General features: G+C 27.6%; 12 protein-coding genes. All 12 read right to left on the reverse strand.

Annotated features, from left to right (window positions below; genetic code table 4):
* Window positions 1-5: 5 nt before the first annotated feature.
* Window positions 6-1,538 carry an APC family permease gene (locus EELLY_RS02365; RefSeq protein WP_104205873.1) on the reverse strand — a complete coding sequence of 511 codons (1,533 nt, stop codon included), beginning with the start codon at window positions 1,536-1,538 and terminating at the stop codon, window positions 6-8.
* An 82-nt stretch (window positions 1,539-1,620) separates the two neighbouring features.
* Window positions 1,621-3,039, reverse strand: coding sequence for an HU family DNA-binding protein (locus EELLY_RS02370; protein ID WP_104205874.1), 1,419 nt, complete (start codon window positions 3,037-3,039; stop codon window positions 1,621-1,623).
* A 48-nt stretch (window positions 3,040-3,087) separates the two neighbouring features.
* Complete coding sequence (gene mnmG, locus EELLY_RS02375; protein WP_104205875.1) at window positions 3,088-4,959, reverse strand: tRNA uridine-5-carboxymethylaminomethyl(34) synthesis enzyme MnmG; 1,872 nt, start codon at window positions 4,957-4,959, stop codon at window positions 3,088-3,090.
* A gap of 94 nt (window positions 4,960-5,053) precedes the next feature.
* Window positions 5,054-7,027, reverse strand: coding sequence for an ATP-dependent zinc metalloprotease FtsH (ftsH, locus tag EELLY_RS02380; RefSeq protein WP_104205876.1), 1,974 nt, complete (start codon window positions 7,025-7,027; stop codon window positions 5,054-5,056).
* 55 nt (window positions 7,028-7,082) lie between these two features.
* The gene (tilS, locus tag EELLY_RS02385; protein ID WP_104205877.1) at window positions 7,083-8,270 is read right to left on the reverse strand and encodes a tRNA lysidine(34) synthetase TilS; all 1,188 of its coding nucleotides are present in this window, start codon (window positions 8,268-8,270) and stop codon (window positions 7,083-7,085) included.
* A 1-nt stretch (window position 8,271) separates the two neighbouring features.
* A complete protein-coding gene (locus EELLY_RS02390; protein WP_104205878.1) occupies window positions 8,272-8,994 on the reverse strand; it encodes a tRNA1(Val) (adenine(37)-N6)-methyltransferase in 723 nt (240 codons plus the stop codon).
* Complete coding sequence (locus EELLY_RS02395; RefSeq protein ID WP_104205879.1) at window positions 8,995-9,744, reverse strand: DNA polymerase III delta subunit-related protein; 750 nt, start codon at window positions 9,742-9,744, stop codon at window positions 8,995-8,997. It abuts the gene before it with no gap.
* Window positions 9,732-10,358: a dTMP kinase gene (tmk, locus tag EELLY_RS02400; protein WP_104205880.1), complete on the reverse strand. Its 627-nt coding sequence runs from the start codon at window positions 10,356-10,358 to the stop codon at window positions 9,732-9,734. The genes EELLY_RS02395 and tmk overlap by 13 nt, the downstream gene beginning before the upstream one ends.
* Window position 10,359: 1 nt before the next feature.
* Window positions 10,360-10,950 (reverse strand): recombination mediator RecR, encoded by a 591-nt coding sequence (gene recR, locus EELLY_RS02405; RefSeq protein WP_104205881.1) that lies wholly within the window; start codon window positions 10,948-10,950, stop codon window positions 10,360-10,362.
* Window positions 10,951-10,954: 4 nt separating this feature from the next.
* Window positions 10,955-12,943, reverse strand: coding sequence for a DNA polymerase III subunit gamma/tau (gene dnaX / locus EELLY_RS02410; protein ID WP_104205882.1), 1,989 nt, complete (start codon window positions 12,941-12,943; stop codon window positions 10,955-10,957).
* Between the two features lie 115 nt (window positions 12,944-13,058).
* Window positions 13,059-15,539, reverse strand: coding sequence for a DNA gyrase subunit A (gene gyrA / locus EELLY_RS02415; protein ID WP_104205883.1), 2,481 nt, complete (start codon window positions 15,537-15,539; stop codon window positions 13,059-13,061).
* A 17-nt stretch (window positions 15,540-15,556) separates the two neighbouring features.
* Window positions 15,557-17,464, reverse strand: a complete 1,908-nt coding sequence (gyrB, locus tag EELLY_RS02420) for a DNA topoisomerase (ATP-hydrolyzing) subunit B (RefSeq protein WP_104205884.1) — start codon at window positions 17,462-17,464, stop codon at window positions 15,557-15,559.
* Between the last annotated feature and the right edge of the window lie 151 nt (window positions 17,465-17,615).

Below are 17,615 nucleotides of genomic sequence, written 5' to 3' on the forward strand. Positions count from 1 at the left end.
TGCTCCTAATTTTCTCAGTTATTAACTTTCATGTTTTTGTCAACCAAGTCTTCAAAACTATTTTTAAAAGGTTTAATTTTGAAAATTTCTTCTTGCACTAATCACATTATAACAACAAATAAGATTGAAGTTATAAATATCATTGTGAATATTAAACCACCAGACTCAACTCAATTAGTCTTAAGCTCTCGAGATTTTATTAAATCCGGAACAAGAAAAACAAGTAATCCAAAAATATCAACAATTGTAAAAGCAATTAAACTTATTATAGAACATGGTCAAAATCCTTTTTGTTTTTCTAAATCAATTTTTTTAGTAAATCTATTTACCATCGCAGCAACTATTAAAGATGTTAAAAGCCAAAATTGAAGAACTACAGCAACTGAAGCCATTTGTCCAATATAAGTCATAGCTAGGGAATTATTTGCAGTTTTGCTTGTTATTCCTTGGTAATCCCCATTACTGACCAAAACAGCGCAGATTACAAGTGCTGCAAAGAACAAATATGAAACAGTTGATTGAAATATAGCTGCAAATTTAATTTTATTTTTAACATTTGGCATATAAACTAATTTCATATTATGATCAGATACCATGCTTGTTATTCCAAAATGAGTAAACATATTAACGTTTAATAAATAAATTGTTGTCATTATCCCTAAAGTAATAACTGTAGCAACTTTTGTCGCTGCGCTATCTTTTTTTGGTTCTCCCAATGAAATTACTCTAATTAAAACAGATTGTATACTTCCATCACCACCCATAAAAAGTGATATTGCCATTAAAAAGTAAAAAATTGAAATAAAAATTAAACCCATGATTATTGCTTTTCCAACTACTTCTTTATTTTTAATATTTTTTTGTTTATTAGCTGCAAATGTATATCCATCAAATGAGAATAAAATTGCTCCAAAACCAGCAAACATATTTCATGTTGTTGCATCACCAGTAGAATTTAAATTTCAATTATTTTTACTAAAAATCGCTAGAATAAAACCAGCAAAAAAAGCTACTATAAGTGGTATGTATCTTATTAGTAAGCTTCAAAGTTGAAGTGATTTTGAAAACTTACTTGCTTTCAAATTTAATATAACACCCATGATATATAGACTTGCACCAATTATCAAAAATATTAATAATAATTGATATGGCAGTAATTTAGCTCCCACCATTTCTAAAAAATATGTTATCGTTGCTGCTACAAATATTGCTTGATATGAAGGCATATATATAAATATATAAAATATTGAATACAAAGATGCAACTTTTCTACTTATAAAAATTCTAGATCAATTACTTGTTGTTCCGTTTCCACCGTCTATAGTAGATCTAGCAATTTCTATAAATGTTACAAATGATATAACACAAATAAAACCTATTACTAGTCATAAAATAACTGATATTAATGGGTTTTTTGTCTGTTCTATTAATTCTTTATTTTTAAGGTAAATACCACTCCCTACGCAAATTCCTATTATTAATAAGAATAAACTTCAAAATTCATAACATTTAGAATTTTTGTCAACTTTTTTAAACATTTTTTTCTCTTCTCTATAATAATTACCATAAAATAAAAAGCCTTATTGGGGCTTTTTATTTATTCAAGATTTATCTCAAAAATTATTTTGAAAGTTCTTGTTTAACTTTGTGCATATAAACAATTATTTCTTTTTTAGTCATGTCGCGCAAGTTAATATCACTTAAACTTTTTTTTAAGTTTTTTTCAGTTGCAATTTTTCTAATTGAATTTGCGTGTTTTTGTAATTCAGATCTGGTTTCTTCAATTGAATCAGATCCATCTAATTTAGCTCTTTCTTGTGTTGACATTTTTGAATTTAATTGACTAGGTTTTTTTTCTTTTAAATTTTTTTCATATTTTTTTAGTAACTCTTCTGCTGATTGCTGATTTTTTTCAACTTTAGGTTTAGATGTTGATTTTGTTTTTTCTTCAATTATAAAATCATTAACTTTTTCATCAACTATAGTTTTATCCATTTCAACTTGTTTATTTACAAAATATAAACCTGTTCAAGTTTGTTTTGTCATTTCATCTTTAAGGTGTTTTGCTGCTTTAAACTTAATTGTGTTTGACGCTTCTATATCAAGCTGTTGTCCTGTTAAAGGATTAATTCCTTGTCTTGCATCTTTATGTTGAGAAATAAACTTTCCGAAATTGTTAATAATAACTTCTTCTCTTAAGTTTATTTTATCTCCAATAATTTTAAAAATTACTTCAATAGTATTTTTCATATATGATTTTTTCTCATTAGGGAAAACTTCATATAGTTTTTTTAAAATATCTGCTTTTGAAACTTGTTCATAATGTTTTTTTGTAACTTGAACTGTTTCAAAAGATGTTTTAGCTGATGAATTTGAAATTGGTTTAACATTAGCTTCTTTTGTTAATTTTTCAGACTTTATTTTTGCTGGTTTAGCAGAAACTTGTTTTTCAACTTTTTGTTTTTTTGGATTAGCTATAAGTGTATCTTCTTGTTTAACTTCTTGGACAATAACTGGTTTTTCAACTTTTTGTTTTTTTGTCTTTAGTTTAACTGGTTTTTCTTCAACTAAAGGTTCTTGTTTAACTTCTTGGACAATAACTGGTTTTTCAACTTTTTGTTTAACTTCAATTAATTCAAAATCCTCATCTTTTTCACTAATGATTCTGTTAAATCTATTTTCCCTTCTAATTGAGAAAAATATTAATTGAATGTACAAAATTAAAAACAAAACTGTTGCTCAATTTAAAATCATATCAAACAATACTGGTAATGCAACCTCAGTACCAAATACTGATTTGAATTGTATAAAAGATTTAAAACCAATTGGTCCTACAATTGATTGCAATATGTTAAAACCATTAAATCATTTTTCATTAGTTCCTATGATTAGTTGATTGATTTTTTCTAATCATTCTTGATTTCCTAAGGTAAGTTGATTAGTTACTTTAAAAACTATGATAATTAAAATTATAACTATTAATTGAAAGAATAAACTTCATGAGTTCTTGTGTTTTTGATTACTTTTTACGAATGACATATGTGTCTCCTTTTGTATTATATTATAAAATATAAACTTATAAATGTGTTAGTTTGAATAGTTATTTTTTAAGTAAAATAGTAACATTTGTATATCTGAAGGGTTAACACCAGTAATTCTTGATGCTTGACCAATATTTATGGGTTTTACTTTTATTAATTTTTGCCTAGCCTCTGTAGCTAGATTTTCAACTAAATCATACTTAAGATCATCAGGAATTTGCTTTTTTTCTAACTTTATTAATCTTTCAACAACTTTTTTTTCTGTGTTAATATATCCTTCAAATCTTGTTTCTATAACAAGCGATTGAAGTTGCAATTCACTTAATTTTTTAAGTGAATCAAAATATGGTACTAACTCTTTTACGTTAACTGTTGGTATTTTAACTAGTTCTAATCCACTATATCCATGATTAATATTTGCTTGATTTAACTCTCCAAGTCTAATTGCTAAATCTGATTTGGGTGTAAATCGCGTTACTTTTAACTCGTCAATTGCAGCTTTTATTTCTTTTTCAAAAATCAAAAAATTATTATATTCATCATCATTGATTAATCCAATATCATACCCAATTTTTTTAAGTCTGTTTTCAGCATTATCATTTCTTAATAATAATCTATGTTCAGCTCTACTTGTTAATAATCTGTACGGTTCTCAAACACCTTTATTAATTAAATCATCTATCATAACCCCAATGTAGGCTTGATCTCTTCTTAAAATTAAAGGTTCGCTTTTATTAATTTTTCTAACTGCATTGATACCAGCCATTAATCCTTGCCCTGCCGCTTCTTCATATCCACTTGTTCCATTTATTTGCCCGGCGGTGAAAAGATTTGAAATGTTTTTTAGTTCTAATGTTGGTTTTAGTTGCATAGGATTTATACAATCATACTCAATAGCATAAGCTCAACTTTTAACTTCTGCTTTTTCAAAACCAGGTAAAGATCTAATCATTAATAATTGAACATCAATTGGCATTGATGTTGAAAATCCTTGAATATATCAAGCATCACCCAATTTTGATTCTGGTTCAATAAAAATTTGATGTGTTTCTTTAGTTGAAAACCTTACTATCTTATCTTCAAAACTCGGGCAATATCTTGGGCCAATAGATTCTATAACCCCTGAATACATAGCTGACCTGTGAAGATTGTCTTCTATTATTTTTTTTGTTTTTTTTGTTGAATGAATTAAATAACATAATTCTTGGTCTTCAATTTTTGTAAAATTTTTAGTTGAAAAGCTAAATGCTAATTCTTTTGATGTTCCCGGTTCTTTTTGTGCTTTTGATACATCTACAGAATTTTTATAAACTCTTGCAGGTGTTCCTGTTTTAAATCTAAACAACTCAATATCATGAGCTTTCAAAGATTCAGAAATGCCATTAGTAGTAATTTCATCATTTGGTCCAGAAGAATATTTATCTTCCCCTTTTAATATTTCTGATTTTAAATATGTTCCTGTTGTTAAAATAACAACATCAGATTCAATTAATTTTTTATTTGTTAAATAAACCCCTTTTACGGTGTTATCTTCTATTTTTAAATCAATAACAACTTCAGATATTAAATCAAGATTTTCTTGGTTCTTAATGATTTTTAACATATATTTAGAATATTCATCTTTATCAGATTGAACTCTTATTGCTCAAACACCAGGCCCTCTTGATGAATTAAGCAACTTCGTTTGAAGGGCTGTTGCATCTGCTGCTTTAGCCATCTCACCACCAAGAGCATCAATTTCTCGAACCACTATTCCTTTTGCCGGTCCACCAACACTTGGATTACATGGCATTGCTGCTATTTTATTTTCGTAAAGATTAATTAAAGCTGTTTTTTTATTTAGTCGTGCACAAGCTAATGCTGCTTCAACACCTGCATGCCCACCACCAACAACAATAATGTCATATTTATTTTCCATAGCATTAATACCTTTCTAATTTGTATTTATATTTTACACTTTTTATTAAATAAAAATAAAAAATATCTAACCATGTGGTTAAGATATTTTTGTTTTATTCAGCATCTTCTTTAGATTCTTCAACTTTAATTTCTAAAACAGGTTCTTCAGGAGTAAGTTTTGCTTTTTGCTCAACAACTTCTGGAGGTAATTTTTTATTTTTGTGAATGTAATCAATTTGTTCTGCAGTTATTGTTTCAAGAACTCTTAATGATTCAGCAAGTAATTCTAAAGTATCCATGTTTTCTTTGATAACTTTTAAAGATATTATGTATGACTCTTCTAAAATTTTAGAAATTTCAGCATCAATTCTAGCCGCAGTTTCATCTGAATATGTTCCTTCAATCTTACCATATGACTCTTCAGCCATTGTCAAGAATTTAGTCATACCCAATGAAGACATACCAAATTGAACAACCATTCTTCTTGCAATGTTTGTAGCTTTATCTAAATCATCATGAGCACCTGTTGTTACATTGTCTTTACCAAACTTAATTTCTTCAGCAGCGCGACCACCAAGATACCCAGCAATATTTGCTAATAAATCTTTTTTAGATGAAAATACTGTTTCATCTTTTGGAGTCATAATTGTATACCCACCAGCATTACCACGTGGAATGATAGTTACCTTTTGCACCTTAGATGCACTATCTAATTTTAAACCAATTAATGCATGCCCAGATTCGTGATAAGAAACAATATCTTTATCAAGTTTTGTCATGGCTCTTGATTTTTTAGCCGGTCCACCAACTACACGATCAATGGCTTCATCAATTTCAACAATACTAATAATGTTTTTGTTTTCTCTAACCATTAATATTGCTGCTTCATTTAAAACGTTTTCAAGTTGTGCCCCAGAAAACCCAGGAGTTCTTTCAGCAACTCTATATCAATCAACTGTTTTGTCAATTTTTTTGCCTTTTGCATGCAATTCTAAAATTGATTTACGTTCTTTAATATCTGGTAAAGTAACTTGAATAACTCTATCAAAACGACCTGGCCTTAATAATGCTGGATCTAATACGTCTGCACGGTTTGTTGCAGCCATAACAATAATTCCTGAGTTAGTTCCAAAACCATCCATTTCAACTAATAGTTGGTTAAGAGTTTGTTCACTTCCAGCACCACCGATATTTCCATTTCTTTTTCTACCAACAGCATCAATTTCATCAATAAAAATAATGGCAGGTGCGGTTTTTTTTGCATCACTAAACATTTCACGAACACGACTTGCTCCAACTCCAACAAACATTTCTTCAAATTCTGAACCAGCTATTGAAAAGAAGGAAACTCCAGCTTCACCAGCAACAGCTTTAGCTAAAAGTGTTTTACCAGTTCCTGGTGGACCTTCCATAAGAACACCTTTTGGGGCTCTTGCTCCAGCTTCTTCATATTTTGTTGGATTTTTTAAGTAATCAACTAATTCAATTAACTCGGATTTATCTTCTTCTATTCCAGCAACATCTGAAAATTTAACTAATGATTTTTCAGCACGAGCTCTGTTTTTTCCCATACCAAATATACCACCCGATGCAGAACCTGCTCCAGCAGAGCTTTTCATCATAAAGTAAATTAAACTACCACAAACAACTATCATTAATAACATTGGCAATAATGAAGATAACAATGCTACTCAAGTTTGTCCTGTGTATTGCAAAGCCTCTCATATTTTACCAACAGTAACAGTTGTTCCGGCATCAGTTTTTATTTCTAATGAAATGTTACTTGTTTGTATATATGCTTTAAATTTAACATATCTAGCAACACCATCTTCTCCTGTTATTTGATGAAGACCAGTAACAATTGAAGTATTGTATGCATTATTATAAACAATAACATTTGCTCAAACTGGGTTATCTTTAGGGTTAGGCGTTGGAGCAGAAGCTATGATTCATTTTTCTAATTGCGCTCAATTTATTTTTTCTGTTGTTCCTTCACTTGAAACAGCCACTATTGCAGATATTATTAATATTGCTGCGATAATTATAATTCATGCTCACAGTGTTGATTTTGATTTTTTGTTAGTCATTAGAACTTCCTTTCGGTTTTCGTTAAATATATAATAACATTTTTATAACATATAACTACTTAATTTTATTTAAGATTTTGTAATCTTTTGTACTAAAAACAACTGCTTTTGCTATTCTGTTGTAATTATTAATTTTTTTATCAATAAAAAATCTATTTGTTTTTTTATTTCCAACTTTAGTTCTTGTCTTATAGTAATTATAATCGTTTGTAACAACATATGGAAACAACAAACCATCTCTTTTTATCACACCCACAATTTCTTTATAGTTTATAAAAAAAATTATTTTTTTAAAATCTTCTTCACTATTTATTTTAACTGTTTTTTTTGTTTTTAAATTTTTGTTTATTATTTTTAATTTATTATAGTCTTTAAAAATAATAAAATTTTCTATTTGTATTTCTCAAAAAGCTTTATTTGATAATTTTATTTTTTTAGCAATTTCATTTAAAGTTTTGTTTGATCTATTGTAGATTAAAAAATCTTTTTTTATTCTTTTTAATCACTCAAAAATACATCTTTGAATAAAATCTAATTCGCTTGTTTGTAAATTTTGATTTAAGTTGAGACTTTCTTTGTCAATATTACTTTTAATAAATGAATCAACTTTATTCATAATTTTATTTAGTTCTAAATTTTTAAAATTAATTTCATTTACAATTAATTCAAAATCGTTTTCATTTAAAGATTTTCTAATTTTGTTTCTTTTGTATTTTTCATCATTATTTGTATCATCTAAAGCATACTTGATTTTATTTTCATTCAAAAATTTTAGTATTTCACTTTTTTTTACATTTAATAAAGGTCTATATACATCAAGAATTTTATTTTTTGATATTTTTTTTATTCCAAAAAATGAAACAAGATTGTTTCTTTGTTTTTGCATTATAAATGTTTCTATTGAATCATTTAAATTGTGACCCAACAACAAATTTTCAAAATTATTTTCTTTTGCTATTTTTAAAAAAAAGTTATACCTTACTTCTCTTGCTCAAGATTCAAAATTGCTATTTAACTTTTTGTAATCTTGATCTACGTTTAAAACTTTTAACTTTAAATCATTTATAGCACAGTAGTCTTCTACAATTTTTTGATCATAATTTGATTCTTTACGATAATGATAATTAACGTGACAAACTATTACATTTTTTATTTGTTCTTTTTTTAAAAATTCTAAAAGATACATGCTATCAGGGCCACCAGAAACACCAATAATATATTTTTTATTTTTATCTAATTTCATATTAATCCTTAAACAACTTTAGTAACTGGTTCGTATAAGACTCATCATCATTGTGTGAAATTATTGGTTCAAGTATCTCCATACCTTCATTACCCTCTAAAATAGCATCAATTAACATTGTTTTAGCCACTCCATTCTTTTTAGAATAAACAAATTGCATTCTTTTTGGAAAAAATGAGTATTTATATAATAAATTAATTATTTCACCAGTTCTTTCTGGCCTGTGAACCAGTGTTAAAGATCCACCATTTTTTAAAATGAGTTTAGCACTTTGAATAATTTCTTCAAGTGTTATTAGTGTTTCATGACGAGCATTAACAACTTCCTGACTAATTTTTTTAGTTTTTGATTCTTCATGTTTTTTAAAAAATGGAGGGTTGCAAATAACCATATCAAATTGATTTGCGTTTTCTTTTGCAAAAACCTTAATATCTTTATTAATTATTTTAATTTGATTTTTTAAACTATTAATTGTTATATTTTCTTCTGCAATCCTTGCAGCAACACTTTGAATCTCTACTCCATAAATTTTAGCATCAGTATATTTACTTATTATTAAAGGAATAACAGCGTTGTTAGTTCCAAAGTCTACTATTTTCTTTCTTTTATTATTTAGTTTTATAAATCTTGATATCAAAACACTATCAAGAGTAAAATTAAACATTTCAGTATCTTGAAAAATTTTTCTGTTTTTGTAATCTAATAAATTATTTAAAACCTTCACTTAGATCACCTCTGTAACATTTATTAACCAATTATCTATGCTTATATTTTTTGAAATAGAAAATTTTAAATCCAAAATAAACTCTAATCAAACTTCAAATAAATTTGTGTTTAAAGGAAATTTTTCTTTTATTATTTCATAAGCGTCTTCTGATAGTTTAATTAGTTCGCTTTTTTCAATTTTCTTAATATCAATATTAGATATTAGTATATCTTCTTTATTTTTATAAAGCATATCTACTAATATATTGTTTTTACAATCTATTATCTTTTCGTTTTCTACATTTATGAGATTACATCTAGATCTTATTGTTGGCAAAATATCTGTTTTATTTTTTGTTAGCAATATTGAAAATGTGTTTTTTGGTGGTTCTTCTAAAAATTTAAGTAAAGAGTTAGCAGCATCATTTTTAAGGTTTTCAGCACAATCAATAACATAAACTTTTTTATTAAATTTTTCAACTGAAGTAAGCGAAAATCTTGAAATAATTTCTTGTACTTGCACTTTTGTAATTGGTAAATTACCATCACCTATTTTTAAATAATCAATTATATTATTTGATAAAAATCTTTTGCAAGCATTGCACTTATCATTATCAATGTTTGTTTTTTCACAAAAAAACATTCTTGCCAGATCATTAGAGACTGTTATAACTTCAGCATAATTTTTTCCTGACAAAATTATAGAATGAAACATTCTGTTTTCTTTTATTAATTTTGCTAAGTTGTTTTTAATCTCTATTTTTTTCATTTACTTAATTCTTCTCTTATTATTTTGATTGAACTTTCATAAACACCATTTTCATCAAGCGAAGCATCAACAACTTTAACTCTTTCAGGGTTTTGAATAACAATTTTTTCAAATGCTTCTTTAACTTTTTCTTTAAATAACTGTGTTTCTTCGTCTAATCTATTTTTATCTTGTAGTCTTTTTGAAATTCTTTTCTCAGCTTCTTCAAAAGAAAGTTTAAAATATAAAGTTAGATTTGGCAAACAATCACCGAGTACTTCTTCTTGGAGTGATTGAATTCTATCAACCCCTAAATTTCTAGCCCCTCCTTGATAAGCAGTTGTTGAATCTAAAAATCTGTCAGAAATAACAATATTACCTTTTTCAAGTTCGGGTTTAATTAACTTTTCAAGGTGCTCTTTTCTAGCAGCTATAAATAAAAGAGTTTCGGTTCATGACTCCATTTTGTTGTCATCTTTATCAAGTAGTATTGTTCTGATTTTTTCACAAATTTCAAGTCCGCCAGGTTCTCTAGTTAAAACAACAGAATATCCTTGTGCTTCTAAGTCTTTTTTTAATCTTTGAATAACAGTTGTTTTGCCACTACCATCCATTCCTTCTAAAGTTATAAACATATTAAACCTCGTATTTCTTTCTATTTTTAAATGCATCAATCAACGTTAATTCATCCATGTAGTCTAATGAACCCCCCATTGGAATCCCTTTAGCAATCCTAGTTACATTAATATTCAGTTTTTTTGTTTCATGATAAATGTAATTAGCGGTTAATTCACCTTCAAAAGTAGCATTTAAGGCTAATATCAATTCCTTTGATTTTGAAAGTCTTTTAAATAAACTTTCAAAATCTATATCATTTAGAGAAACATTTTTATTTAAATTTATTTCTGAATCAAGAACATGGTACAAACCCTTATATTGATTATTTTTTTCAATATTATCAACATTTAATTGATTAGATACTACACAAATTATATTTTGGTCTCTTGATTCATCAGAACATATAATGCATTTTTTATCTATTTTGTAATAGTTGCAAATACAACACATTGAAACTTGTGCTTTTAAAGTATCTAAGTTTTTGATAAAGTTATTAAAAATATCTTGGTCTTTAATTAAATTATTCAATAATCTCTGTGTTGTTTTTTGGGTTAAACTTGTATTTTTTGAAATTTCATAAACAATTTCTTCTATTAAATTATTTTTCATTTATTTATTCCACTTCCATATCTTCTATATTAAATAATTCAGAAGCAGCTTTTAAAGTCTTTTCATCAACACTACTTGATAAAAGTGATTTTCTTTTTTCTTCATAATATTCGTTAAAACTTCTGGGAATATATTCGGGTAAAGTGTTATTTTCTTTTAATTGTTTATATTCAATTTTAATATCATTTCATAATGTTTCTGATATAGGAATGATGATTCTTCCCTTAAAAATAGTTTTAATTTTTTCTAAAAAGGATTCTTCTAAAAGTGAGTAGCAAAGATATTTAACATTTTTAAAATTATCGTGTCTTAATAATATTTGGTTTTCTGAGCTAGCTATTATTTTAAAACCTATAAGCGGCGATAATTCATTAGCTAATTCTTTATTAACAAATTTTCCTTCATGATCAACATTAAATATATTGCCTAAAATTATTTGGTTTTCCTCTCTTGTATCTTTGTTTGCTTTTAATAATAAATTTATTACTTCTATTATTGAAACTAGAAATGATTTTTTGTTTTCATTTTCAAATATTTTTTGTTTTACATCAAAAATAATTGAATCAACTGTTTCAAATAATACTTGTTTTTGATCAACAATAATTTCTTGTGATATTTTTTCTTGTTTGTTTGTTTCCATAATCTCTTCTGATTTATTAAATGTGAATTCAAGAGTTTTATTTGTTTGATTTTGATTTGAAAAAAGATTATGTTCAACGTTTTTAATTTCTTCTTGTTTTATTTCTTCCTTTGCTTTTTCATTAAATTCGCTCATAAAATCTTTTGAAGCAGCATAAGTTAAAGGTTTAGTGGTTTGTATTGTTTCTTCAGCTTCACTTGGTTTAAAAACTAGAGAATTTATTTTATGATTAGCGATGTTTTTATTTACTATTTCATCTTTTATTGTAAAACCTATGCTTTTATCAAGAAGTTTTAAAATACTAATTAAAAGATAATTGAAATTGATGTTTGTACCTTTTGTTTTTGCATAAACTTCACTTAGGTTGTCTGCTATTTTGAATAATTCTTTTATTTCAACTTCATTAAAATTGTTTAAATCTTCTTGATCTAAAACTGATAAGTAACTTTCTAATTTTAAAAATTTAAACTCTATAATTTCTTTTAATATTTCAATTAAACTTAATGTTAAGACATCAAAATCCATACCTTGATTATCAGCATCTTCAAAATACTTAATAATATTTTGAGGATTATTTTGAATTATATTTAGAATTAATTCTATTTTTTCTTGTTTTGGTGCAACATAAAAAATTGACTTTAAATCATTCATTGAAATTTGTATGCTTGATATATTTATTAATTGTTCAATTATATTAGAAGCATCCCTTAGCGAACCATCACAAAGAATTGCTATTTCTGTTAGAACTTCTTCTTCGACTTTAAATCCTTCATTATCAATAATAAATTTTACTCTAGCTTTAATTGCACTTTTATCTATTTTTTTAAAATTAAATATTTGACATCTTGAAATAATAGTCGCAGGTATTCTTGAATACTCAGTTGTAGCTAAAATAAATATTGCATGTTTTGGTGGTTCTTCAAGGGTTTTTAAAAGAGCATTAAAAGCTGCTTTCGTGAGCATGTGAACTTCATCAATAATGTATACCTTATATTTACCAATTAAAGGCAATGTTGATACGTTGTTTTTTATATCTCTAATTTCATCAACCCCGTTATTTGAAGCTGCATCCATTTCTATAATGTCTGGGTTTTTTTGTTCATTAGAAGACACACAATTTTTACAGGTTTCACATGAAAGACCTTCAATTAGATTTTCACAATTAACACTTTTAGCTAGTATTCTTGCTATAGATGTTTTACCAGTACCTCTTTGTCCTGCAAATAGAAATGATTGAGCAATTTTATTTGTTTGAAGTTGTTTTTTTAATATTTCTACTACATTTTTGTGACCTGCAACAGAATTAAAATTACTTGGTCTATACTTACGATAAATTGTTGTGTTATTATTCATTCTGATGATCTCACTTTCCTTTATTTATTTTATCATTTTAAAAGGTTAAAAGAATTTATTTTATTTTTCGGATGTTTTAAATAAAAAACGCATTTCTGCGTTTTTTATTTAATTATTAATCTTCTTCAAAATCAATGTTTTCTTCACCGTGTTTACGGTATTGAAGAAGAACTGATTTAATTTTATTTTTTTCAGATAGTTTAATTCCTCTAACCCCACTAGCTGATCTACCCAACACAGGTATATCAGAAACTTTAGTTTTAATTAAATTACCATCTGTTGAAATAATACAAATTAAATCTGTTTCTCTTGCGGCAATGATTGATTTAAATTCACCAGTTTTTACATTTATATTCATAACCTTAACACCTTTACCGTTACGCCCAGAAATTCTGTACTCTTCGATTTTTGTTTTTTTAAAGCTTCCTTTTGCAGAAATTGTTGTTATGTTTTCAACACCAAATGAACTTACCGCTCCAACAACAACATCTTCTTTATCAAGTTTAATTACTTTAACACCAGAAGCTGTTCTTGATAAAGGTCTAACTATTTTTTCTTGGATTCTTATAACTTTTCCTGATTTGTTTGCAACAAAAACTGTATCTTCACCAGTTGTTGCAAAAACAGTTACTAGTTGATCTTGTTCTTTTAAGTTAATTGCAATTTTTCCGTTTTTGTTTATGCTATCAAATAATTTAATATCGGTTTTTTTAATCATTCCTTTTTCAGTTATAAATGTTAAGTACTTCATTTTTTCTTTAACATTCCTTAATGGTAATATTGCAGTTATTTTATCTTCATTAGTCAACCCATTCAAGAAGTTGATGATTGGTAATCCTCTTGCTGTTCTTGAGTACTGTCTAATATTGTAAGCTTTAGTTCTAAATACTTTACCTGAATTAGTAAAAAACAAAACTCAATCTCTCATTTTGCCCATTTCAGAAATTACAATTGGATCATCATTATTTGAATTAACACTAACACCACGCCCACCACGTTTTTGAATTCTAAATTCTTCAGGATCAACTCTTCTTATATAACCTTCTTGACTTAAAAGAATCATAGTTTTGACATCCGGAATTAACTCTTCATCTTCAATATCCATCAACCCTTCATCAATGATTTCAGATCTTCTGTCATCACCGAATTTTAGAGATATTTCATTTAACTGATTTTTAAGAACATCGTTTTGTTCATCATTATTTGAAATTAATTTTTCTAGATAATTAATTCTTTCTTTAATTTGTTGCATTTCGGTTTGAATTTTGCTTCTTTCAAGACCAACTAAACGTTGTAAACGCATTTCTAAAATAGCTTTGTTTTGTTCTTCATCAAAACCAAATTTTTCAGTTAATTTACTTTTAGCTTCACTTGATTCAGGCGAACTTCTAAGTATTTTAACAATTTCATCAATATTATCCAAAGCTCTATTTAAAGCGTCAAGAATGTGATGGCGTTTTTCGATTTTTTCTTTTTCAAAAACAGATCTTTTAATAATAACATTAATTTGAAATTCAACATAATTTTTAATAATTGTTTTCAAATCCAACAGCATTGGGATATTGTTGTGTAATGAAAGTAAATTTAATGAATAAGATGTTTGCAGATTAGTAAATTTATATAATTTTGATAATACAACATCTGGGTTTGAATCTCTTTTTAATTCAATAACAACTCTAATTCCTTCATAGTTAGATTCATCTCTAATATCTGATATTCCATCTAATTGTTTAGTTTTAACTAATTCAGCAATTCTTTCAATTAATTTTGATTTATTTGTTTGATAAGGTATTTCAGTAATAATAAATCTTGCATGTCTGTCTGATTCTTCAAGTGCTATTTTTGCACGAATAATAACAGCACCACGGCCTGTTTTATAACCTTCACGCATTCTAATTCCGTTAGTCATTAATGCCCCAGTAGGAAAATCAGGGCCTAATATGTGATTATCTAATATTTCATCAATCGTTATTTCTTTATTACTAATATAAGCAGAAATAGCAGAAATTACTTCCCTTAAATTATGTGGTGGGATGCTTGTAGCCATACCAACAGCAATACCCATTGCTCCATTAGCTAAAAGATTTGGAAAATAACCAGTTAAATATGATGGCTCAATTTCACTAGCATCATAGTTATCTGCAAAAGGCACAGTGTTCATGTCAATATCTTTTATTAAATAATTAGCAACTTTTGATAACCTTGCTTCTGTATAACGCATAGCAGCAGCTCCATCACCGTCGATTGAACCAAAGTTACCATGTCCATCTACTAAAGGATATCTGTAAGAAAAGTCTTGAGCCATTCTAACCATTGACTCATAAACAGCTGTATCACCATGAGGGTGATACTTACCAATAACTTCCCCAACAATACGCGCAGATTTTTTATGAGGTTTGTCAGAAGTAATTCCAAGATCATTCATAGCATATATAATACGTCTGTGAACTGGTTTTAAACCATCTTTTAAATCTGGAAGAGCACGACTAACAATTACAGACATTGAGTATTCTAAGAAATCTTTTCTAACTTCAGCCGCAATATCAATATGTTTTATTGTCCCATGATTATGTTCTAGTTTTTTATCTTCATTCATATTCTCTACCTACCCTATTAAAAATCTATATTTTCTACAAATTCTGCGTTTTCTTGAATGTAGTTTCTTCTTAATTCTGGATCTTCTCCCATTAAATCAGAGAACACTTCGTTGGCTATAGCTGCGTCTTCATGTGTTATTTGTAACATTGTTCTTTTTTCGGGATCCATTGTTGTTTCTCACAATTGAATTGGGTCCATTTCTCCAAGACCTTTATATCTTTGAATTGTATATCTTGAATCTTTAAACTCATTTTGTTTGAAGTTTTCTAACTCAGCATCTGAGTAAGCATACTCAACTTTTTTGCCTGCTTCAATTTTAAATAGTGGTGGTTGGGCAATGTAAATATTTCCATTATCCACTAATTGTTTCATGTATCTATAGAAAAATGTTAGTAGCAATGTTCTAATGTGAGCACCATCAACATCAGCATCAGTCATAATAACAATTTTTCCATATCTAATTTTTGAAAGATCTAATTCTTCTTTGATCCCAGTTCCAATTGCAGTAACAATTGATTTGATTTCAGCATTTGCAAAAGCTCTAACTTCAGCAACACGCTCAACGTTTAAAACCTTTCCTCTTAAAGGTAATATTGCTTGAAATTTACGATTTCTTCCAGTTTTAGCACTACCCCCAGCTGAATCTCCTTCGACAAGGTATAATTCAGCAATTGATGGGTCTTTGCTTTCACAATCTGCTAATTTACCTGGAAGCGAAAAAGTATCTAATGCTGATTTTCTTCTTGTTTCTTCTCTGGCTCTTTGAGCAGCAATTCTTGCTTTTTGAGCATTTGCATTTTTATCCAAAATAGCTTTAGCATCTTCTGGTGATTTTAATAAGAATTCTTCAAAAGAGTCACCAACAACAACATCAACAGCTTTTTTGGCATCAGGGTTTGCAAGTTTTGTTTTAGTTTGCCCCTCATATTGTGGATCGGTATGTCTAATCGAAACTATACAAACCATACCTTCTTTAATATCATCTCATGAATATTTAGCGGCTTGCTTATTGCCAATGGCAACTTTTTCAGCATACCTATTCAAAACCCTAACAAGAGCTTGCCTTAAACCATCTTCGTGTGTTCCACCTTCGTGAGTATTAATGTTATTGACAAAAGTAATTAAACTTTCTTGATATTCAGCATTGTATTGAAGCGCAACTTCAACTTCAATATCTCCATATTTTCCATCAATGTAATATACTGATGGGTTAATTTTTTGTTTTGTTTCATTTTTTTCTTTGACGTAATCTAATATCCCATTTGGAAAGTGATATTCAATTGATCTATCAATTCTTTCATCATTAAATTGAATAACAAGACCTTTATTTAAATATGAAAGCTGTTTTACTTTATTTCTAACTGTTTCATAATCATAATCAATAACTTCAGTAAAAATTTCTGGATCTGGTTTAAATCTTACTTTTGTTCCAGTTTGAACTGTTTCGCCTATAATTTCAATTTCAGTTTGAACAGTCCCACCAACACTAAAAATTTGTTTATGAATTTTACCTTCTCTTTTTACTTCAACATCAACATATAAAGAAAGCGCATTAACAACTGAAGCACCAACCCCATGAAGACCTCCAGAAATTTTATAAGAATCAGAATCAAATTTTCCTCCAGCATGTAATTGAGTAAAAACTAATTCTAGTGCAGATTTACCAGAATCTTGTTGAACACCAACAGGGATACCACGACCATTGTCTTCTACAATAACTTCACCATCTTTTGTTAATGTTAGGGTTATCTTGTCTGCAAAACCAGCCATAGCCTCATCAATTGAGTTATCTAAAATTTCTCATACTAAGTGGTGTAAACCTGATTTAGAAGTTGACCCAATATACATACCAGGGCGTTTTCTAACAGCTTCTAAACCCTTAAGTACCTTAATCGATTCAGCACCATAATTTTGTTCTGCCATTTTAATATCTCCTATTTTCTTATTATATTATAATATAAAATGGCTTTAAAATCATTGTTTTTAAGTGTTTTAACCTGCTTTAGGGGTGGTTTTCTTTAAGATAGTTAAAAACTTAAAAAAGCCCTTAAAATGCTTTTAAAATAACTTGTTA

The organism is Entomoplasma ellychniae (assembly GCF_002930155.1).
Classification (GTDB): Bacteria; Bacillota_I; Bacilli_A; order Mycoplasmatales; family Mycoplasmataceae; genus Entomoplasma; species Entomoplasma ellychniae.